Origin of the sequence: Solibacillus sp. FSL W8-0474 (assembly GCF_038004065.1) — a bacterium.
In the GTDB taxonomy this organism is placed as follows: Bacteria; Bacillota; Bacilli; order Bacillales_A; family Planococcaceae; genus Solibacillus; species Solibacillus faecavium.
This window is the reverse complement of the sequence record NZ_JBBOQJ010000001.1, coordinates 2747172-2768560: the sequence shown is the minus strand read 5'-3', so window position 1 is coordinate 2768560 and position 21389 is coordinate 2747172. Positions and strand designations below refer to the sequence as shown.

Annotated in this window: 24 protein-coding genes, 1 tRNA gene and 1 riboswitch; of the genes, 22 read left to right on the top strand and 3 right to left on the bottom strand. The window is 36.9% G+C overall.

The genetic code is table 11. The features are described 5' to 3' along the window. Positions 1 to 52: 52 nt before the first annotated feature. The 4 genes from NYE67_RS14020 (at position 53) to NYE67_RS14005 (ending at position 4932) form a co-directional block, all read left to right on the top strand. Positions 53 to 1030 (top strand): electron transfer flavoprotein subunit alpha/FixB family protein, encoded by a 978-nt coding sequence (locus NYE67_RS14020; protein ID WP_340728615.1) that lies wholly within the window; start codon positions 53 to 55, stop codon positions 1028 to 1030. 160 nt (positions 1031 to 1190) lie between these two features. Continuing rightward, positions 1191 to 1505 carry a thioredoxin gene (gene trxA / locus NYE67_RS14015; RefSeq protein WP_191700500.1) on the top strand — a complete coding sequence of 105 codons (315 nt, stop codon included), beginning with the start codon at positions 1191 to 1193 and terminating at the stop codon, positions 1503 to 1505. Positions 1506 to 1603: 98 nt separating this feature from the next. Beyond that, a complete protein-coding gene (uvrC, locus tag NYE67_RS14010) occupies positions 1604 to 3394 on the top strand; it encodes an excinuclease ABC subunit UvrC (protein ID WP_340728791.1) in 1791 nt (596 codons plus the stop codon). A gap of 34 nt (positions 3395 to 3428) precedes the next feature. After that, positions 3429 to 3607: riboswitch (Lysine riboswitch) on the top strand. Positions 3608 to 3699: 92 nt separating this feature from the next. Further along, on the top strand, positions 3700 to 4932 hold the full coding sequence (locus NYE67_RS14005) for an aspartate kinase (protein WP_340730916.1): 1233 nt from the start codon (positions 3700 to 3702) through the stop codon (positions 4930 to 4932). A gap of 106 nt (positions 4933 to 5038) precedes the next feature. On the opposite strand, the gene NYE67_RS14000 is transcribed toward NYE67_RS14005, so the two are convergent. Continuing rightward, complete coding sequence (locus NYE67_RS14000) at positions 5039 to 5455, bottom strand: YslB family protein (RefSeq protein WP_191700668.1); 417 nt, start codon at positions 5453 to 5455, stop codon at positions 5039 to 5041. 271 nt (positions 5456 to 5726) lie between these two features. Between NYE67_RS14000 and NYE67_RS13995 the strand changes: the two genes are divergently transcribed. The 11 genes from NYE67_RS13995 (at position 5727) to NYE67_RS13945 (ending at position 13552) form a co-directional block, all read left to right on the top strand. Beyond that, a complete protein-coding gene (locus tag NYE67_RS13995; RefSeq protein ID WP_191700498.1) occupies positions 5727 to 6344 on the top strand; it encodes a succinate dehydrogenase cytochrome b558 subunit in 618 nt (205 codons plus the stop codon). 92 nt (positions 6345 to 6436) lie between these two features. Next, positions 6437 to 8182, top strand: coding sequence for a succinate dehydrogenase flavoprotein subunit (sdhA, locus tag NYE67_RS13990; protein ID WP_191700497.1), 1746 nt, complete (start codon positions 6437 to 6439; stop codon positions 8180 to 8182). A gap of 16 nt (positions 8183 to 8198) precedes the next feature. Then, positions 8199 to 8975 (top strand): succinate dehydrogenase iron-sulfur subunit, encoded by a 777-nt coding sequence (gene sdhB / locus NYE67_RS13985; RefSeq protein WP_191700496.1) that lies wholly within the window; start codon positions 8199 to 8201, stop codon positions 8973 to 8975. 170 nt (positions 8976 to 9145) lie between these two features. After that, a complete protein-coding gene (locus tag NYE67_RS13980; RefSeq protein WP_191700495.1) occupies positions 9146 to 9589 on the top strand; it encodes an acyl-CoA thioesterase in 444 nt (147 codons plus the stop codon). Positions 9590 to 9658: 69 nt separating this feature from the next. Then, positions 9659 to 9880: a helix-turn-helix domain-containing protein gene (locus NYE67_RS13975; RefSeq protein ID WP_191700494.1), complete on the top strand. Its 222-nt coding sequence runs from the start codon at positions 9659 to 9661 to the stop codon at positions 9878 to 9880. 73 nt (positions 9881 to 9953) lie between these two features. After that, positions 9954 to 10397, top strand: a complete 444-nt coding sequence (locus NYE67_RS13970) for a MarR family winged helix-turn-helix transcriptional regulator (RefSeq protein ID WP_191700493.1) — start codon at positions 9954 to 9956, stop codon at positions 10395 to 10397. Positions 10398 to 10413: 16 nt separating this feature from the next. After that, positions 10414 to 11214, top strand: a complete 801-nt coding sequence (gene racE, locus NYE67_RS13965; RefSeq protein ID WP_339213376.1) for a glutamate racemase — start codon at positions 10414 to 10416, stop codon at positions 11212 to 11214. Positions 11215 to 11339: 125 nt separating this feature from the next. Continuing rightward, the gene (gene rph / locus NYE67_RS13960) at positions 11340 to 12095 is read left to right on the top strand and encodes a ribonuclease PH (protein ID WP_191700491.1); all 756 of its coding nucleotides are present in this window, start codon (positions 11340 to 11342) and stop codon (positions 12093 to 12095) included. Next, positions 12092 to 12685 (top strand): XTP/dITP diphosphatase, encoded by a 594-nt coding sequence (locus NYE67_RS13955; RefSeq protein WP_191700490.1) that lies wholly within the window; start codon positions 12092 to 12094, stop codon positions 12683 to 12685. The genes rph and NYE67_RS13955 overlap by 4 nt, the downstream gene beginning before the upstream one ends. Before the next feature lie 114 nt (positions 12686 to 12799). Then, positions 12800 to 13300 (top strand): metallophosphoesterase family protein, encoded by a 501-nt coding sequence (locus NYE67_RS13950; RefSeq protein WP_340730298.1) that lies wholly within the window; start codon positions 12800 to 12802, stop codon positions 13298 to 13300. Positions 13301 to 13478: 178 nt separating this feature from the next. Then, positions 13479 to 13552: transfer RNA gene (locus NYE67_RS13945), tRNA-Arg, on the top strand. 159 nt (positions 13553 to 13711) lie between these two features. Here the strand turns inward: NYE67_RS13945 and NYE67_RS13940 are convergent. Beyond that, positions 13712 to 14191: a DNA polymerase III subunit alpha gene (locus tag NYE67_RS13940; RefSeq protein ID WP_340730297.1), complete on the bottom strand. Its 480-nt coding sequence runs from the start codon at positions 14189 to 14191 to the stop codon at positions 13712 to 13714. Between the two features lie 359 nt (positions 14192 to 14550). Here NYE67_RS13940 and NYE67_RS13935 point away from each other — a divergent pair, with 359 nt between their 5' ends. From NYE67_RS13935 to NYE67_RS13920, 4 genes are all read left to right on the top strand, one after another. Then, entirely contained in the window at positions 14551 to 15234 is a 684-nt protein-coding gene (locus NYE67_RS13935; RefSeq protein WP_340730296.1) for an SGNH/GDSL hydrolase family protein, read from the top strand. A 176-nt stretch (positions 15235 to 15410) separates the two neighbouring features. Beyond that, on the top strand, positions 15411 to 16553 hold the full coding sequence (locus tag NYE67_RS13930; RefSeq protein ID WP_340728612.1) for a cation:proton antiporter: 1143 nt from the start codon (positions 15411 to 15413) through the stop codon (positions 16551 to 16553). A gap of 195 nt (positions 16554 to 16748) precedes the next feature. Further along, positions 16749 to 17402 (top strand): SIMPL domain-containing protein, encoded by a 654-nt coding sequence (locus NYE67_RS13925; RefSeq protein ID WP_339213366.1) that lies wholly within the window; start codon positions 16749 to 16751, stop codon positions 17400 to 17402. A gap of 192 nt (positions 17403 to 17594) precedes the next feature. After that, a complete protein-coding gene (locus tag NYE67_RS13920; protein ID WP_339213363.1) occupies positions 17595 to 18656 on the top strand; it encodes a YkvI family membrane protein in 1062 nt (353 codons plus the stop codon). A gap of 41 nt (positions 18657 to 18697) precedes the next feature. Here NYE67_RS13920 and NYE67_RS13915 read toward each other — a convergent pair whose 3' ends face one another. Then, positions 18698 to 19033 carry a YwqH-like family protein gene (locus NYE67_RS13915; protein WP_339213361.1) on the bottom strand — a complete coding sequence of 112 codons (336 nt, stop codon included), beginning with the start codon at positions 19031 to 19033 and terminating at the stop codon, positions 18698 to 18700. Between the two features lie 305 nt (positions 19034 to 19338). Here NYE67_RS13915 and NYE67_RS13910 point away from each other — a divergent pair, with 305 nt between their 5' ends. The 3 genes from NYE67_RS13910 to essB all read left to right on the top strand — a co-directional run bounded on the left by NYE67_RS13910 (position 19339) and on the right by essB (position 21361). Further along, a complete protein-coding gene (locus NYE67_RS13910) occupies positions 19339 to 19632 on the top strand; it encodes a WXG100 family type VII secretion target (protein WP_191700482.1) in 294 nt (97 codons plus the stop codon). 148 nt (positions 19633 to 19780) lie between these two features. Next, positions 19781 to 20020 (top strand): EsaB/YukD family protein, encoded by a 240-nt coding sequence (locus NYE67_RS13905; protein WP_191700481.1) that lies wholly within the window; start codon positions 19781 to 19783, stop codon positions 20018 to 20020. A gap of 12 nt (positions 20021 to 20032) precedes the next feature. Further along, complete coding sequence (gene essB / locus NYE67_RS13900) at positions 20033 to 21361, top strand: type VII secretion protein EssB (RefSeq protein ID WP_339213357.1); 1329 nt, start codon at positions 20033 to 20035, stop codon at positions 21359 to 21361. Positions 21362 to 21389 lie beyond the last annotated feature (28 nt).

Here is a 21389-nt window from a genome sequence, read left to right as displayed (position 1 = left end):
ATCAACTTGAGAAACGAAAATTTTTACGAAGATGGTAATGGAGGGATATTTTATGACAAAGAAAGTTTTAGTGTTAGGTGAGGTTCGAGAAGGGAGCTTACGTAACGTTACATTTGAAGCAATCGCAGCAGGTTCACAAATCGCTGACGGTGGAGAAGTAGTAGGATTATTAGTAGGGGATTCAGTAACGGATTTAGCTCAAGAGCTAGTTGCCTATGGTGCAAGCCGCGTAATTACAGTTGAGCATCCACACTTAAAAAATTATACATCAGACGGCTACAGCCAAGCTATTTTAGCGGTTGTTGAACAAGAAAGCCCAGAAGCAATTGTCTTCGGTCATACATCTTTAGGTAAAGACTTATCACCAAAAATTGCCTCTCGCTTACAATCCGGTTTAATTTCGGATGTAACAGATATTGAAGGGTCTGGCGATGATACAGTATTCATCCGTCCAATCTATTCTGGTAAAGCATTTGAGAAAGTAAAAATTAAAGACGGCGTAATCTTTGCGACAATCCGTCCGAACAACATCGCACCTTTAGAGAAAGATGGTTCTCGTTCTGGTGAAATATCTTCGGTATCCGTTGATATTACAAATTTACGTACAATCATTAAGGAAGTTGTGCGTAAATCAACTGAAGGTGTTGACCTTTCAGAAGCAAAAGTAGTAGTAGCTGGTGGCCGTGGGGTAAAATCTGAAGAAGGATTCGAGCCATTAAAAGAGCTTGCTAATTTACTAGGAGGTGCAGTAGGTGCCTCTCGTGGTGCATGTGACGCGGAATATTGTGATTACTCATTACAAATCGGTCAAACTGGTAAAGTTGTAACACCGGACCTTTATATTGCAGCTGGTATTTCCGGTGCTATCCAACATATGGCTGGTATGTCGAATTCAAAAGTAATCGTTGCCATTAACAAAGATCCGGAAGCAAACATTTTCAAAGTAGCGGACTATGGTATTGTAGGCGATTTATTTGAAGTAGTACCAATGTTAATCGAAGAGTTTAAAGCGCTTAAAGTAAACGCATAATGTATAAGCTTCCCTCTTTTTGAGGGGAGCTTTTTATGTGAAAAATCCGAAAAACTACGTAGAAATGTCATACATTTATATTCCCAAGCATTTTACTACTTTTTAAATGGCAAAACATGTTATACTACAACCAGATGTTATTTAAGGAGGCTATTTTATTATGGCAATTGTACACGGTACAGATCAAACTTTCCCACAGGAAATTTCAAACGGCACAGTTTTAGTAGACTTTTGGGCAGCATGGTGCGGACCATGTAAAATGATTGCTCCAGTTCTTGAAGAATTAGATGCAGAAATCGGTAACGAAGTAAAAATCGTAAAAGTTGACGTAGATAACAACCAAGGCACTGCTGCTGATTATCAAATCATGTCAATCCCATCATTATTATTATTTGTTGATGGTGAATTAAAAGCAAAAACTGCTGGCTTCATGCCAAAAGAAGCTTTAATCGACTTTATTAACGACAACAAATAATTAAATTGCAAAGCCGTATGCCTAATAAGGTGTACGGCTTTTTTCTTATGGGACTATCAGTTAAAATAAAGTGAATGACATATCCAATAGGTGAGAATATGAATGCAAATATTAAAGCAAAGCTAGAAATATTACCGAATGAATCCGGCTGCTATATTATGAAAGACCGTCAAGGGACGATTATATATGTCGGCAAGGCAAAAGTGTTAAAAAACCGAGTGCGTTCGTATTTTACGGGAAGTCATGATGGTAAAACAGCCAGATTAGTCAGTGAAATAGAGGACTTTGAATATATTGTAACTTCAAGTGATCTCGAAGCGCTTATACTCGAACTGAATTTGATCAAATTACATGATCCGAAATATAATGTAAAGCTAACAGATGATAAAACATACCCTTATATAAAAATAACGAATGAACGTTACCCTCGAATAATAACGACAAGGAAAGTAAAAAAGGATAAGGCAAAATATTTTGGACCTTATCCAAACGCGTATGCAGCCAATGAAACGCGGAAATTGCTTGATCGTTTATATCCACTTCGTAAATGTACACATCTGCCAAATCAAGTATGCCTGTATTATCATTTAGGGCAATGCTTAGCACCTTGTGTAAAAGAAATTGAAAAACAAGTATATGATGAAATGATTGGTGAAATTTCAAAGTTTTTAAACGGTGGTGTCGAAGAAATTCAGAAAGATCTTCAGCGAAAAATGCTCGATGCAGCCGAAAAGCTGGAATTTGAACGGGCGAAGGAATTCCGGGATTTAATTGCACATATCGAGCAGGTTATGCAAAAGCAAAAAATCGTATCGGATGATTTAAGCAATCGGGATGTATTTGGCTATGCAGTCGAAAAAGGGTGGATGTGTGTACAAGTATTTTTTGTGCGGCAAGGAAAATTAATTGAACGAGATGTATCGATTTTCCCTATATATAACGAGGCAGAAGAAGAATTTTTAACATTTGTCGGACGGTTTTACGAGCAACCACATCATTTACTGCCGAAAGAGATTTTTGTACCAAAGACGATTGATGGTACGATTTTGCAAAAGCTTTTAAACGTAAAGGTGCAGACACCAAAGCGCGGTACAAAAAAAGAGCTGGTCGATTTAGCTATGAAAAATGCCAATATTGCAATACACGGAAAATTCCAGTTAATTGAGCGTCAGGAAGAACGTACAGTAGGAGCTTGTGAAGCACTTGCCGAAGCTATGCAAATTCCATTACCACTTCGTATCGAAGCATTTGATAATAGTCATATGCATGGTGCTGATCCTGTTTCTGCAATGGTTGTGTTTGTAGACGGGAAGCCTGCAAAAAAGGAATACCGGAAATATAAAACACGAGAAGCCGCAAAACATGATGACTATGGGGCGATGCAAGAAGTCATTCGGCGCCGTTATACACGGGTATTACGAGAAAGCTTGCCATTACCGGACTTAATCCTAATCGATGGAGGAAAAGGACAAATGGAGGTTGCAAGAGAAGTAATAGAAGATGAGCTAGGATTAATGATTCCAATAGCAGGTCTTGCAAAAGACGATAAGCATAACACATCCCAACTGTTATTTGGCGCTCCACCAGAAGTTGTACCTTTAAAACGGACAAGTGATGGTTTTTACTTATTGCAACGTATACAAGATGAGGTACACCGATTTGCCATTACATTTCTGCGTCAGCAACATCAGACGAATGCAATTACATCCGTACTTGATGGCATTCCGGGTATAGGACCGAAACGTAAACAGCAACTTATGAAGCATTTTGGATCGGTAAAAAAAATTCGGGAAGCAACAGAGTTACAATTGCAAGAAGCCGGTGTTCCCGCCAAATTGGCAGAAGTAATTTATCGTCACTTTCACGAAGCATCATTGAATAAAGAATAATGTTATGTTACTATAAAAGACAATTCAATAGTTAATAAACGATAGAGGTGCAGTATTTAAGAGTAAATTGCTCGAGGAAGAACAATTCCGGCGACAGCATTTGAAAGGAGATTCTGCCGAAGTGAAATACGTATTGTTCACGTATTTTGCTGGTTTTGCATTTAAGAAATGTAAGATTGTCAGAACTTTATGTTCTGGAGAGCTATCCTGAAAAACATATAAACCTTTATTTGTATTGACGGCGACTTTCCATGAACATATGGAAGGTCGCTTTTTTGATGGAAAAATATAAGGGGTGGAAGACATTGCAGACAGTTGTAGTAAAGTTTGGTGGACCAATGTTGGCAACAACAGAAAAAATAGTACAGGTAGCAAAAAAGGTGATAAAAGAGCAAGGTCGTGGCATAAACTTAGTCGTTGTCGTTTCTTCGATGACGTCCATTCGTCAAAATTTACGGCAATTTGCCGCGGAAATTACTCATGAACCGTCGAAGCGTGAAATGGATGCATTAATCTCTACGGGAGCGCAGATAACAAGCGCCCTTCTTGCTTTAGCAATTCAGGAGCATGGGGGAAAAGCAGTGTCACTTGCCGGTTGGCAGGCAGGTATTCAAACAAATGAAAAATATGGAAATGCCCGAATTGATTCTATAGATAATAAGCGTTTTGAAAAACATTTTGATCTAGGAGAGATCGTTGTTGTCTCAGGATTCCAAGGAATAACAGACACACACAACATTTCGACTTTAGGGAAAGGCGGTTCTGAAACTTCCGCCGTTGCATTAGCCATTGCTTTAAATGCGGAACGTGTTGATATTTATTCAACGGTAGAAGGCATTTATACTGCAGATCCGCAGCTTGTGGAAGATGCTACGAAATTATCTGTAATTTCATATGATGAAATGTTGGAGTTTTCCAATTTAGGTACTAAAATTTTGCATCCTCGAGCAGTTGAGCTTGCAAAAAATTACAATATGCCAATCGTTGTACGCTCAGCTACCGAGGACGTAGAAGGTACATTAATAAAAGGGGATGTAGACATGGAAAAAAATTTACTTGTGCGCGGGGTGGCATATGAATCTGATATTATTCGTTTAACGATCGGATATGATTCATATGAAACAGCGTCATTAGCCGAAGTATTTAGTGTTTTAGCGGAAAATGATATTAATGTTGATATTATTGTGCAGGCAGTTATTGACGGGATTAAGCCTACAATTTCTTTTACAATTTCAAAAGAAGAATTTGCTGATGCTTTACGTGTATTAGAGTCGAGTAAATTGTCACTTGGATTTAGTTTTGCAGATTTTGAAATCGGGTTGGCTAAAGTATCGATTATTGGATCAGCAATGGCTTCAAACCCTGGAGTCGCAGCACGTATGTTTGCGCGTCTGGGACGTGAACATATTCCGGTTAAAATGGTTAGCACATCTGAAATAAAAGTGTCTGTCGTCGTGCCACAAGAAGAAATGGTGCGCGCTGCAAATGCTTTGCATGAGGAATTTAATATAGCAATGAAGGAAGTTCCCGCTTCTTAAAGTGGAGAGCCATTACTAGTGCTAATCAAGAATGATATAACTATTTTTCTATGTTAAAAAAACTAAAAACTGCTAGCTTTTATAAAGCAGCAGTTTTTATTTGCGCTCAAATCTTCTCTTTTAAATCCCACTTTAAAATGAATTTGACGTAATTCTTCTTTTCAATTTTTTCTTCATAGCATTCTGTTAAATAGCCAAGTTGTTTTTGCTTTTGCTCAGCCAAAAAGCCTGCTTCTAAACGAAAACAGCGCTGCTCAATATTAATCGACATTTCCTCGGTCGTCATAAGTATGTAATGAAGTTCATCCTTTATTTCTTTCTCCAAAATTAACTGACCCCAGCCGGCCTCCCCGAAAAATGAAGGAAGCTCATCCATGGAAAATAGCGGAAATTTACGTGCTAGTTCTTTCCCTGCCCAATATAAAACATCTTCCTCATGCTTACCTAAAATCGATGGTAGAAGATGATCGCGAAGGATTTCATATCCAAAACTTGGAATCGTTTTCATTTTGTACCCCTCCATATTAAAAACCTCTTTCATAAATTTTCTTATAATTTTCATTCTTTCAGGAAGAAAATAGTTATAAGTAGAAAAAACTGGACTTAAAATAGCAAAAATCCGTCTTTAAAATGATTATAAAATATCCCTCGTTACCTTGACGCTAGTATCTGTTGAGAGTACAATGGACATGTCATAATATTGTACCATGATGAAATGCGCAGTCAATAACACAACGTTTACAAATTTGAGGCGTTGCACTTGTGTATTTCAAGTACTAAGGGGGGTAACAGTTTTGTCGAAAGATCGTGAATTTTTATGGCGCCGCTTACACTCGTTATTAGGTGTAGTTCCTGTCGGGTTGTTCTTGGTGTTCCACTTGTCTTTGAACTTCACTGCAGTTGGTGGTGAAGAGGTTTACAATAACGCAACAGGTATGATGGAATTAGTTCCGCACTCGTTATTGTTAGCAATGGAATGGATTATTATTTATATTCCATTAATGTTCCACGGATTCTATGGTGTGTTTATTGCATTTACATCTACACACAATACGGGCCGTTTCAGCACATTCCGTAACTGGATGTTTGCTTTACAACGTTTCACAGGAATCTTCCTTGTAATCTTCATTGCATGGCACATTTTCCAAACGCGTGTTCAAAAAGCATTTGGCGCTGAAGTTAACTTTGATATGATGGTAGAAATCGTAGATAACCCATTAATGTTGGCATTCTATATTGTCGGTATCGTATCAGCAGCATTCCACTTAGCGAACGGTCTATGGTCATTCTTAGTGAGCTGGGGTATTACACAGTCTAAAAAATCTCAACAGATTACAACTTATGTTACGTTATTATTCTTCGTAATTTTAGCAATCATAGGTGTTGCAGCTATCATTTCATTCGCTGTTTAGTTTAACTTGACCACTAATATACAGTTATTAAGACAGTTCAGATGAATTATGAGTAAAAGTAATTAGCAATTGATGAGGAGTGAGAAATAATCATGGCAAAGAGTAAAGTAATCGTCGTTGGTGGCGGTTTAGCAGGCTTAATGGCTACGATTAAAGCAGCTGAAGTTGGTACTGCAGTTGAATTATTCTCGTTAGTTCCAGTAAAACGTTCACACTCTGTATGTGCACAAGGCGGAATTAACGGAGCAGTAAATACAAAAGGTGAAGGGGATTCTCCATGGATCCACTTTGACGATACAGTTTACGGTGGAGACTTCTTAGCGAACCAACCACCAGTTAAGGGTATGTGTGATGCAGCCCCTGGAATTATCCACTTAATGGACCGTATGGGTGTAATGTTCAACCGTACGCCAGAAGGTTTACTTGATTTCCGTCGTTTCGGCGGTACGTTAATGCACCGTACAGCATTCTCAGGTGCTACAACAGGTCAACAATTATTATACGCACTAGATGAGCAAGTTCGTGCACAAGAAGTTGCTGGTTTAGTTACAAAATATGAGCACTGGGAATTCCTTGGTGCTGTGCTTGATGATGAAGGCGTTTGCCGTGGTATCGTAGCACAAGATCTAAAAAGCGAAGAAATCCGTTCATTCCGTGGTGATGCAGTTATTATGGCTACTGGTGGACCTGGTATTATCTTCGGTAAAACAACGAACTCTGTTATTAACACAGGTTCTGCTGCATCGATTGTTTATCAACAAGGTGCAACATATTCAAATGGTGAGATGATTCAAATTCACCCAACTGCAATTCCTGGCGATGACAAAAACCGTCTAATGTCAGAATCTGCTCGTGGTGAAGGTGGACGTGTTTGGACTTATAAAGACGGTAAGCCATGGTACTTCCTAGAAGAAAAATACCCTGCTTACGGTAACTTAGTACCACGTGATATCGCAACACGTGAGATTTTTGATGTGTGTGTAAATCAAAAACTGGGTATTAATGGCGAAAACATGGTATACTTAGACCTATCCCACAAAGATCCACATGAATTAGATATTAAATTAGGTGGTATCATTGAAATCTACGAGAAATTCGTAGGGGATGACCCACGTAAATTACCGATGAAAATCTTCCCGGCAGTTCACTATTCAATGGGTGGATTATGGGTCGACTATGACCAAATGACTGAAATCCCTGGATTATTTGCTGCGGGTGAATGTGATTACTCACAACACGGTGCAAACCGTTTAGGTGCTAACTCACTATTATCAGCAATTTACGGTGGTATGGTTGCGGGACCAAATGCTGTGAAGTACATTAAAGGACTTCAAAAGCATGCTGAAGATTTACCAGAAGAAATCTACACTCGCCGCGTACAAGAAGAAACAGAAAAATGGGAAGCTATCTTAAACATGGATGGTACAGAAAACGCTTACTTACTTCATAAAGAGCTAGGTGAGTGGATGACTGACAACATGACTGTTGTACGTGTGAACGCAAAATTAGAAGAAACTTATGCGAAATTAACTGAGCTACAAGAGCGTTGGGAAAACATCAACATTAACGACACTCAAAAATGGTCGAATCAAGGTGCCCACTTCACTCGTCAGTTAAAGAACATGCTATATTTAGCTAAAGTTATGACTAAGGGTGCATTATTACGTAACGAATCTCGTGGTGCTCACTATAAGCCAGAATTCCCAGAACGTGATGATGAAAACTTCTTAAAAACAACTATGGCGAAGTTCGACCCTGCAACGGGCGAACCAATTATTTCTTATGCAGAAGTAGACGTTTCGTTAATTCCACCACGTAAACGCGACTACTCAGCGTAGAAAGGGGAACTAAAAAATGGAAACAGTAAATACTGAAAGAACAGTTAAGTTAGAAATCGTTCGTCAAGATAGTGAGAACGGTGCTACACGCGTTGAAAAGTTTGAAGTTCCTTACCGTCCAGGTATGAACGTTATCTCTGCGCTAATGCATATTCAAAAATACCCTGTTACTGCTGACGGTCAAAAAACGACACCGGTAACTTGGGATATGAACTGTTTAGAAGAAGTTTGTGGTGCATGTTCAATGGTTATTAACGGACGTCCACAACAATCTTGTTCAGCATTAGTAGATAAATTAACTCAACCAATTCGCCTAGAGCCAATGAAAACTTTCCCAGTTGTACGTGACTTACAAGTAGACCGTGAGCGCATGTTCAATGCACTTAAGAAAGTTAAAGCATGGGTACCAATCGATGGTACTTATGATTTAGGTGAAGGTCCACGTATGCCTGAGCGTAAACGTCAATGGGCATATGAGCTATCTAAATGTATGACTTGTGGTGTTTGTATGGAAGCATGTCCAAACGTGTCTGAAAAAGCTTCATTCATGGGTCCAGCACCATTATCACAAGTTCGTTTATTCAACACTCACCCAACTGGTGCAATGAATAAAGACGAGCGTTTAGCAGCAATTATGGGCGACGGTGGTCTTGCAAACTGTGGTAACTCTCAAAACTGTGTAGCTGCTTGTCCAAAAGGAATTCCTTTAACAACATCTATCGCTGCACTTAACCGTGCAACAACAGTTCAAATGTTCAAGAACTTCTTCGGTTCTGACCATATGGTTGACTAATCTAATAGATTTAAAAGACTCCCGCTTTGGTGGGAGTCTTTTTTTTTACTTCTGTATGAATAACTCCTTTTATCGTGCTCTCGTATTTAAACGAAATTACAAATTATGCTATAATGAATGCATATTCATTATCAGGGGATGATGATTTATTTAAAAAGGGGGATGTTTTTATGCGAGCTACATATATTCAAGATGTGAAAGAGTGGATGGCTGGATTTTCTTTTTCGACAAAAGTACGTGTCCGCTTTTCGGAAACAGACATGTATGGTCATGTAAATAATACGAAAGTGTTTGCATATTTAGAGTATGCAAGAATTGAGTACTTTAAAGCAATGGGTTTTAATTTCATAGAAGGATCAGATGATACAAGTATGTTTGTAGTAGCAGATATTCAATGTGATTATTTGAAGGAAGTGTTTTTTGATGAGGAATTGACAATTTTCGTTAAAACGGCATCAATCGGCACATCATCACTTGATTTGCATTATATGGTGACGAATAAAAAAGATGAAATATGCTACACAGCACGTGGAACGCTTGTACAATTGAATCATAATACGGGGAAAGGTGTCCCTTTATTAGAGGACCAAAAAAAATTATTGCTCGGGAAATAGTTAAATGCCCTCACCTGCTTTGTATATTCGACATAATGTACAAGGAAGAAGATAGGAGGGTGTTGCAAAATGAATCGTCCGCAGCATCGTTCGCTGTTAACAAAAAGAGAACGCGAAATTTTTGAGCTTTTAATAAAGGACTATTCAACTCGGGAAATCTCGGCAAAGTTAGGTATTAGTGAGAAAACTGTTCGAAATCATATTTCCAATACGATTCAAAAGCTGGGTGTATCAAGTCGTACTCAAGCAATTCTGGAGCTGTTAAGACTTCAAGAATTGTCAATATACTGATTGAAGACTTGCTATTTCACAAAAAAAACTTCAAAATAGAACTATGAAACGCATCGAGGAGTGAATGGAGTAGATGAAAGATCACAGCACACATAGCTCTGAATCTGTAGCAATCCTAGAAAAAGAATTAAGATATATTTCACACTTAATTAAACAAAAAGGTCGCGAAATACTAAGCAATTATACAATTACCCCACCGCAGTTTATTGCATTGCAATGGTTGCATGAATCTGGTGATATGACGATTGGTGACTTGTCGACGAAGATGTATTTAGCTTTTTCGACAACGACGGATTTAGTAGACCGGATGGAAAAAAATGAATTGGTACAACGTGTGCGTGACGAAAATGACCGCCGTGTTGTACGTATTCATCTTTTATCCGAAGGCGAGCGAATTATTCAAGAAGTGATTCTTAAGCGTCAAGATTATTTACGGGATATTACAGAGGAATTTAACGAAGAAGAATTCGAGCAATTATCACGAACTTTACAAAAACTACATTTATTAATGAAATAGGATAGAGGCGGTACAAGTGAATGCCCCAATTGGTGTAATCGATTCTGGAGTTGGCGGTTTAACAGTGGCAAAAGCGATTATGGAGCTATTGCCAAATGAAACAATATACTATATAGGTGATACGGCGCGCTGTCCATATGGACCTCGCACGAAACAAGAGGTACGTAATTTTACATGGCAAATGGCAAAAGTACTTGAAAAGAAAAATGTGAAAATGCTTGTCATAGCATGTAATACTGCGACAGCCGTTGCATTGGAAAGTTTACAAAAGCATATGCCATTTCCTGTTCTAGGTGTAATTAATGCTGGGGCACGAGCTGCAATAAAAAAGACAAAGCGTAATGAAGTAGTAGTACTCGCAACAGAAGGCACGATTAAAAGTGGCGCTTATGAACAGGCGGTAAAATCGTTAGCAACAAAAGCAACGATTATTCCACTCGCCTGTCCGACATTTGTTCCTCTTGTTGAAAGTGGCGAGTATGAAGGTCAGTTTTCATATGATCTTGTCGCAAAAGGATTAAAGCCATTGGAAGATGAGCGATTTGATACAGTCATTTTAGGCTGTACACATTATCCTATTTTACAAAAACAAATTGAAGCAGCAGTTGGTCCACATGTTCATGTTTTGTCATCTGCTGAAGAAACTGCCAAAGATGTCGAAGCAATTTTAAGCTATAAAGGGCAGTTGCGAACAGATGAGGAACCACCAAAACATATATTATATGCTTCCGGTTCCGTTCCGATTTTCCGTTCCATTGCAGAACGTTGGTTGGAGAATGATGAACTGGATATACGCAAAATTACATTTGAAAAGTAATTAAAGGTTCAGATTAGGCATTTTGTCTAATTTGGGCCTTTTTCCTTCTATGTCTTGCGTTTACACTTTTGACCGTTCTGAAAGTGTGTTAAGATTAGTGCGCGAACAAATTGAGGAGGTCAAGAATGACTAGACATGACTTACGAGCTGTGAATGAATTACGTCCAGTTCAAATTGAAAATAATTATTTAATGCATCCGGAAGGCTCGGTACTAATTACGGTTGGACAAACGAAAGTAATTTGTACAGCTACGATAGAAGAAAGAGTACCAGGTTTTTTACGTGGACAAGGTAAAGGCTGGATTACGGCTGAATATTCAATGTTACCACGCGCTACAGAGCAACGCACACGCCGTGAAAGCTCTGCAGGGAAGGTAAGTGGTCGCACAATGGAAATTCAACGCTTAATCGGCCGTGCATTGCGTGCTGTCGTAGACTTAGAGGCATTGGGCGAAAAAACAGTTTGGATTGACTGTGATGTTATTCAAGCCGATGGTGGAACTCGTACAGCTTCGATTACTGGAGCATTTGTAGCGATGACACAAGCGATAGCCAAATTAGATGCTGAAAAACCATTCGCAAAATTCCCTGTGACTGATTACTTAGCTGCTACAAGTGTAGGGAAACTAGCTGAAATTGGTGCAGTATTGGATCTAAACTACATTGAGGACTCAGCAGCCCAAGTCGATATGAATATTATCATGACAGGTGCTGGCGAATTTGTTGAATTACAAGGTACTGGAGAGGAATCGACATTTACTCGTTCAGAGTTGAATGAACTGCTTGATTTAGGCGAATCAGGAATCTCAGAATTGATTATTATTCAAAAAAATACTTTAGGTGAAATCGCACAACTGATTGGGAAGGTGGAACCAAAATGAAACAGGTAGTCATTGCAACGAAAAATAAAGGTAAAGCAAAAGACTTTGAAGCGCTCTTTGAACCATTCGGCTATAAGGTTGTTACAATGTTTGATGTAGCACCAGATGTGGAAATTGAAGAAACAGGAACAACATTTGAAGAAAATGCGATTTTAAAGGCGGAGACATTAGCCAACCTATTAGGTCAAATTGTGATTGCAGATGACAGCGGTTTAGCTATTGATGCATTAAATGGTGAACCGGGTGTCTATTCTGCACGCTATGCTGGAGACCATGACGATGAGGCGAACATGGTAAAAGTACTGGAAAACATGAAAGATGTACCGGAAGATGAGCGTACAGCTCGTTTTTGCTGTGCGTTGGCGATTGCAGGTCCTAATTTAGAAACGAAGACAGTATTTGGAACATGTGAAGGTGTGATTGCGCATGAGAAGAAGGGAACTAACGGTTTTGGTTATGACCCGATTTTTTATGTACCTGCCTTAGAAAAGCATATGGCCGAACTTTCAGCCGAAGAAAAAGGCGCTATATCACACCGTGGTAATGCGATTCGCAAGCTTGCTTTACAGTTAGCTGAATTTCTTAAATAAGTAGTACTTTTCTTGCATTGTAAACAACTGTTAATAGAATTGTGCAATAACGATTGAATTTTTGATTCATTCCTGTCACAATATGTATATAAATGGAAAGGATGTGGTTACGAAATGAAGCTATTGATAATGAGTGATACACATGGTGACGAGGATATCATTGAACGTGTAAAGGGCTACCATCCAGACGCATATAAAATAATCCATTGTGGCGATAGCGAATTACCGTATACCCATCCATCGATGCAAGAAATTGAGCGTGTGAAAGGTAACTGTGACCATGATCCGAATTATTTAGAGGAGATTCTATTCCAAGTAAATGGAGACCGTGTGTATGTGACACATGGACATTTATATGATGTGAAAAACTCTCCGATGAAGTTAGTCTATCGGGCTCAGGAAGTTGGTGCCCAAATAGTGTGCTTCGGTCATTCACATGTGTTAGCCGCGGAGTATATAGAAGATACTTTGTTTATTAATCCAGGTAGCTTATTAAAGCCTCGGGGCATTAAAGAAAAATCCTTTGTTACACTAACAATTACTCCTACACACTTTACTTTAGATTGCTATGATGATAATAATAATTTAATCGATCAAATGTTTTTTGAACGTTAGATTGAAGAAGCGAAGTCCACTTTTTATCAAGGGGGCTTCACTTTTTTATAATTACTCCTGGAAAGTGAATTTTATTTTAGTTGAATAATAATTTTTATGAAATTGATTGTTGACTTTCTAGTTAATGTACCATATAATAAAAATTGTCTTTAATACCAATTACGTTATTGAAGCAGTTGTCTCCATAGCTCAGCTGGATAGAGCACACGCCTTCTAAGCGTGCGGTCGTAGGTTCGAATCCTACTGGGGACGTATATAATTTGTGGTTTAGACCACGCAAAATTAACCTTCTAACTTAATGTTAGGGGTTTTTTTGTGTTTACAAAAAGAAGGTACGAATGATCGTTTAAAACGTACTTAATCAAAATCTTTAATGAAGAACAACAAACATTATTTAGATCGATTTAATGCTTATATCACTCCAAAAGCATTATCTAATCTATTTGCTATAGTTGAAATGTCTTCATTAACTAATATGAATGTGAATGCATCTCTAATCCTTACATAACTTTCAACAGCTTGTTCTAGGTCCTCGTCTTCTTCAAGTATCTCTTCTAACTCTTCACTAATATCATAACTATTAGAAATTTGATCATAAATACAGTCTTCTACTTCACTATCAATGCCCATTTCTGTAAAATATTCAGCCATTTGTTTCATTAAAAAATCTAATTTTTTATCAGAATAAAAATTATATAAATTGCCATCACGCATCTCAATATATAAATATTTGAAACTATATTCACTCCAAAGTTCATCCTGATTAAGCAATATGAAAAAAAAACGTTCCTCTTCCGTATCATTTCTATGATACAGTTCATCAGAATTTATCTCGTACCTATTAATTCCTTTTAGAAGAATTCTTTTGTTGTCTAGTACCATAACACTCATTTAATAATCATCCTTTTTACATTGATTTATAAATTATGAGTATTCTAACCTTAAAAGGTTTTTTTTATTCGTTTCATAAATTAACATATGTCGAATATAACGGATTAAATACTTAATAATTATAGAGCACTTATTATAGATGATTAACGCTTTTCGCCTTGGTATAACATTCAATTCGTTTTTTCAACTTCTTTCGCGTTTTATTGAATTGTGCCACGTTATAGAAAAGGGAAGTTAATTATATTTTCCGTTAAATGGAATATAATTGATTAGAAGGATTGGCTAATACGAATAGGTAAGATAAAACTTTGAACAAGAGCCGCTAAAAACAGCTAATGTATTAAGGGGAGGGATACAAAATGAAAATTGCATTAATCGGTGACAGTTTAACTGAAGGTCGTCCAGGGGTGCCTTTTCATACGATATTAGAAGATAAATTTCCAAATATCACTTTTGTTAACCTTGGTAAACCAGGGGAAACAGTGAAAAGTTTATATACGCGCCTTTTAGAAAAAAAGTTAGAGGATAATTATGATCTTTCTTTCCTATGGATTGGGGTAAATGATGTCTATTCAAAACTGCTTAGCGTTCAAGCGCAGCCGATTGCGAAAGATTATGATGAATTTCAGACTTACTATGAGAAAGTCTTAGAGCTAGTTATAGAATCGTCAAATAATGTCGTAACAGTTACCCCGACTATAGTTGGTGAAAATACTAATAATGCTCCCAATAATGAAATTAAAGAATTGAATCACCTTATCCAATCCATTGCACATAAACAGACAAATGTTGGTTTTCTAGATGTCCAAACAGCTTTCCTGAATCATCTTTCAGCAGTGAATAGCTCGAATTACATCAGCACAAAAGTATTGAGTGTTATGACCGACGTTCTTTTTTATAAGAAACCTTCAAAAATTGATAAAAAATCCAAAAAACGAGGGCTACATCTTACGTTAGATGGTATACACCTTAATAGTACTGGGGCACAACTTGTTGCAGACATATATGCGACTGAAATAGAGCGCTTGCTTTACAGTGATTAAAATTTTGTCGAAATGTGTAATTTTTTACGGAAAATAAATAATCAGTACTTGCAATTAAATTAGTAAATATATTAATATATAAACAGGAACAATAAATTTAATAAATGCAAGACAAGGTGGAGTCGTAGTCAGCTACGGCACCGCCTTGTCTTTTTTGCATTTGAAAGGGGAAATTTATGTTTATTTTACAAATTGTTATTATTTTATTTGCTACAAAATTGGCAGGGCACTTAGCTGCTAGGTTAGGCCAACCATCAGTATTGGGAAAAATAATTGTTGGTATCATTCTAGGGCCGGCATTACTTGGATGGATCCACGATACAGAATTATTAACGGTATTTAGTCAAATTGGAGTTTTATTATTAATGTTTTTGGCAGGACTTGAAACAGATCTTCAGGAAATGAATAAAAATAAAAAGGCAGCGATATTTGTTGCATTAGGCGGTATTATTTTACCGATTATTTTAGGTTACGCGGGAGCCCAATACTACGGAATGTCTGTAGGAGAATCTATTTTTATTGGACTATTGCTTTCTGCTACATCTGTAAGTATATCTGTTCAAGCAATGCGTGAACTAGGTTGGTTAAATAGTAAAGAAGGTTCAACGTTACTGGGCGCTGCTGTATTGGATGATATAGTAGTCGTAATTTTAATTGCCATTGCAATGAGTTTCTTTGCAGGTTCGGATACGAATATTGGATTATTAATAGGGAAAAAAATACTGTTCTTTGTAATTTTAATCGTACTTGCAAAATGGTTTATTCCACATTTTATCCGTACATTTAAGAAATTTAGAGTTACAGAATCAATATTGAGTGCAGGTTTGATTATTTGCTTTGGTTTATCGTACTTTGCAGAATTTTTAGGTATAGCGGGAATTATCGGTGCATTCTTTGCCGGAATTGCCATTGCACAAACAGAATTTAGAAAAGAAATTGAGCACAAAGTTGAACCAATCGCGTATGGAATTTTTGTACCGTTCTTCTTTGTAAGTATCGGATTAGCGGTTTCATTTGATGGAATTGGAAATCAAATTGGGTTTATAGTCGTATTTTCAATTATTGCAGTTGTTTCCAAATTTGTTGGTTCAGGATTAGGTGCCAAACTAGCTGGTTTCAATACGAAATCATCGATGGGTGTTGGTGCAGGAATGGTTTCCCGAGGTGAGGTTGCACTTATATTAGCTGCAATGGGACTTGAAGGTGGATTATTACCAGCAAATTATTATACTTCCGTTATTATCGTCATTATTGTAACGACAATTGTTACTCCGCCTTTACTAAAAGCAATTTTTGGAAAGAGAATTGTCATAGAGTAAGAAGAGGCCAGGACATAATTAGGCCGTGCCCGTGAGTAATCAAAACGAAAAACAATTATCCTACAAAATACAATTTTTCTCTCCGGAGAAAAATTGTATTTTTTTTACACACCTAGATTAAAAAGATCAGAAATAAAAATGAATTAATACTAACTCGCATAGTATGTTAAAAACATTAGAAGAAAGGTGGGAGGTATGTATTATCCACAAATGAAGTATCAGCCATTACCTACTTCACGGGAAATGACAGTTTCGGGTAATGGGGAAATAACGCTTCAACCAGATTATGCGCAAATTCAAACTGAAGTGCGTACAGAAGGAGATAATGTCAGTTCTGCTCAACATGAAAATGCGATTATTATGAATCGGGTTATTGAATCGCTCTTGAATTTAAATATTCGGAGAGATGAAATGCAAACGTCAGCTTATAATATATTTCCAACCTATGACTATATTGATGGAAAACAAGTATTAAGAGGCTATGAAGTTCAAAATGCAATTACTGTAAAAATAGTGAATATTAATCAAGTTGGTACGGTTATCGATACAGCGACACGAAATGGGGCGAACCATGTATCGGGCATACAATTTAAAATAGAGCACGTAGATACTTACTATCGTCAGGCACTTCAGTATGCCCTGATTGACGCGTTAGGTAAAGCAAAATCAATGGCTGAAACGATGCATGCAACTTTAGAACCGTTACCTATAGAAATAATTGAAGAGACAAATACTGCTACTCCTATTCCATACAAAATGCTTCAACTAAGTAACCAACAGGCTGTTACACCGATTGAACCAGGTTTGATAACAGTAACAGCTACTGTAAAAGTCAAATTTCAGTATTAGCGCAGTAAGTTAGATATTCTAATTTTAAATTCCGTTTTCTATCAAATAAAAAATAGAAATGAACCAAACTGTTAAGGACTTTTTCAGTTTGGTTTTTATTTTGTATTGCTTATTCTTTCATGTAAAAGCATGATTGGATCCTTTGTATACATAAAGTAACAATGATAAAAAGTGAAATAAAGAAGGTGCGTATTGAAAAAGAGTATACAAATTGCAGGTACATTTGTCAGTTTGGTAGTCGGTGCAGGTTTTGCTTCTGGACAGGAGATTATGCAGTACTTTACAAGCTTTGGACTAGTAAGTGTGTTTGGTTGTATTGTTGCTGCGGTCATTTTTGCTTTCTTAGGCATGACACTTGCGCAGATCGGATCGGACTTGCAGACGACTTCCCATAAGGAGGGCATTCATTACATTGGCGGTCGTGCTTTTGGTCCGGTGCTGGATGTATTAATTTCTATTGTATTATTTGGGATTGCGATTGTTATGTTCGCGGGTGCAGGAGCTACATTTAATCAAATGTATAATATGGAGCCGTCATTTGGAAGTATGTTAATGACTCTCGCAGTAGTTTTTACACTTTTACTAAATGCGAATAGCATTATCAATATGATTGCGGCATTAATGCCATACTTACTGGGCGTTATTTTTATTCTTTTGATTTATTCTTTATTTACAATCGATTACTCAATAAGCGAGCTGAATATTATAGCAAAAAAACAACCATCTGCAAGCTCTCATTGGCTAACGAGCGCGGTATTGTATGTTTCATATAATATTGCTGCAGGGGCGGCTATGCTTATTTTAATGGGAGGAACGACAAAAGATAGAAAAGCAGCAAGAATGGGTGGTGCTTTAGGAGGGGGAGTACTTGGCTTATTAATATTGCTCATTAATTTAGCTCTTTTTGCGAAAATGGATATTGTGGCAGGCGTGGATATGCCAACGCTTGAGCTAGCAAAACAAATTCATCCAACAGTAGGGAATCTTATGTCCATCGTTTTACTAGCAATGATATACAGTACAGCGGTAGGCACACTATATATACTGGCAGTAAGAATTGTAAAGAAAGAAAATCTCATGATGAAAATCATTGTGATACTGCTTAGTTTAGTAGGTTTTGCAGCTAGCCTCATAGGCTTTACAACATTAGTCGGTAAACTGTATACCATTATGGGCTACCTCGGGATGGTGTTAATAGTGGCTATTGTATTGGCGCAAATACGTATTTTACGTACCAACAAGAGAAAAATATAAAAACTAAAATGCTGAATTCCTCAGCTAGGTAAATTTAACTCTTAAATTGCTGCTTCAAGGCGGGCAATGATTGCTCGAATTGATTCGATTTCTTGACGGATTTTATCCATCATATCCGACAGTGCGGCAAATACGTTATTCAATTGTATATTTTGTATAGCTTCATAGCTGTTAAGAATTCCGTTGTTTCGAATATCATCAAATCGTGTTGCTAAACTTCCATTCCATGTCATTGTTGTTAATTCAGGTTTTGTCATAAGGTGCTTATTGTTGGAAAATTCATTTTGCTTTCCTGTTAATTGACTATTGCACGTTTCCAAACGGTTTAAATGACTTTGCTTTTTATTCAACTCAGAATACCAATATCCTAACGACATTTCGTCACCTCATAATCTATTAGTTTTTGCGGATTAGCTTTTAAAATTAACTATTTTAGTTAATTTTAAGTTCTAAAATATGACTCCAATTCGAACTATACCTCATTAATATATCACAATTAAAAAATCTTAAACTGATATAGTTTGCTTATTTTATTAATTTAAAATTAGTATAAAACTCCTTTTTTACTCAAATCTTGTTGACCTTGTTATTTTTTGGTTTATAAAATTAAAATACGGGTATTAAATTGCAGGATATATTTTACAATTTATACCTAAATAAACAAGAAAAAGGAGAGAAATTTATGTCAGGAATTATTCGTGTAACCCCAGCTGAGTTAGAAGCAATGTCCAATCGTTATGGAACTGAAAGTGCACAGGTTGAAGAACAAATTTCACGATTAGATAATATGATTCAAGAATTACAGTCTATGTGGGAAGGTGAATCAAGTCGCGCCTTTGCAGATCAATACACGACTTTACGTCCATCAATTCAAGATATGCAACGACTTTTACAGGATGTTTCTGTACAACTGAAAAATACTGCACATGCTCTTGCAGATGCAGATCGTCAAATTGCAGGGCAAATTCGCAGTTAAGTTTCATCTAGAATTAAGATTTAAAGAGCGTCGTATTCAGATGAAGGCGCTCTTTTCATTTGCTGGACAGTTTTGTATTTGTTCCCTATAAAACGACTTTCACTTTGAATTAGTCAACCTTAATTTGATTGAATGAGGTGAATATAAAATGTACATAGAGGTATCTATAGACTTAAAAAACTATAGTGAGGAGTGTTTTGATTTACGTCTGTCAAATTCCTATTCAGTCAAAGAGTTGGTCAATATTGTTTGGCAGGCAAAGTCAATAACATATCCTCCAAAGGAAGGTTATTGGATTCGAATTGTAAATAAACAAACCGTATTATCCGGAAATGACCTATTGGCAAATAGTGGTGTTACTACAGGTGATCGACTAGAAATCTTGTAAGGAGTCAAGCAGATGTCAAAAAAGAAACTATCCTATTTAGAAAAGCAATTAGAGGCTACCCTCAAGTTTGAACAAGATGAGATCACAATTATTTTTCAAAAAGAAAAAATAAAACTAGCAAATGAAATAGAAATTGCACTATTACAAGAACATAACCCTTTCATAAATAAAAGTATCACTTTAACAGATGATGAATTAATCTTCACCTATAAAAAAGAATCAAATTATATGAATTTTGGAGAATTGCGGAAATTAAAAGAACTAAGTCGCTGGATGTTTGCTTCACAAGTTTTAAAAGTGCAAAGCCGCCATTCATTTAACCGGCTCCACCTTATTGTATGCCCGGAAAATGTATTAATCGATGAAAGCTTAATGCCATATTTTCTACATTACGGGGTGAAGGAAAGTATTCCTCCCTATGAAAAAGAAAGTAACCGAATTTGGAATGAAACGAAAGCGCTTATTGCTGCTGCAATTGATCCTAAATATACATTCGAACAATATATTCAGTTCTCTCAATCTATTGAACTTAGTCCCATCGCTGAAAAGGTAATGAGTGCAAAGGATGAAAATGAACTAAATGATACGATAAAAAAACAAATAACTCTACTGAAAAATGAAGAAAAAAAGCTAGTAACAGTTTCAAAAACAAAATGGAGCTGGGTACGTTACGGTATTGCAGGTCTTTTATTGGCACTTATACCTCTAGGAGCATATACAGGATATTCGGCACTAGTGCTTCAACCTCGTCAAGAAGCTTTTGTGGAGGTTCAGAATTCCTATCTTCAAGGAGATTATAGTGAAGTAATTAATAAACTGACAAATTATGATATTGAGCATATGCCTAAAGTTATACAGTATGAGTTATCGCTTGCTTATATCGTAAATGAAACATTGACCGAAGAGCAGAAAGAAAATGTCTTAAAGACAATAACGTTGCAGACAGATCCAAATTATTTTAAATATTGGATTTATATTGGCCGTGGACAGGCAGAGGAAGCTTTAGCCTTAGCCCGACAACTCGAGGATTTGGATTTAATAATGCTAGCTTTACTGCATTATGAGGAAACTGTAAAAGGAAACCTCGATCTGGAAAATGAAGAACGAGAGCAGTTACTAGATAAAATTCAAACTGAAAAAGAGGAAGTAACGGAACAGCTTGAACAATTAAAAGAAGAACTTGAAATAGAGGAAGCAAGTTCTAGTAATAAAGATTCAAACAAAAATGAGGAAATAAAGTCTGAAAAACCAAGCACCAACAAACCAACCGCAGAGGAAAATAAGGAAGACACTGCGGGTTCTACAGATACAGAAAGCGCGGATAATTCTACAGAAGAATAATTGAATTTAATAAAGTTATTCCAGCACT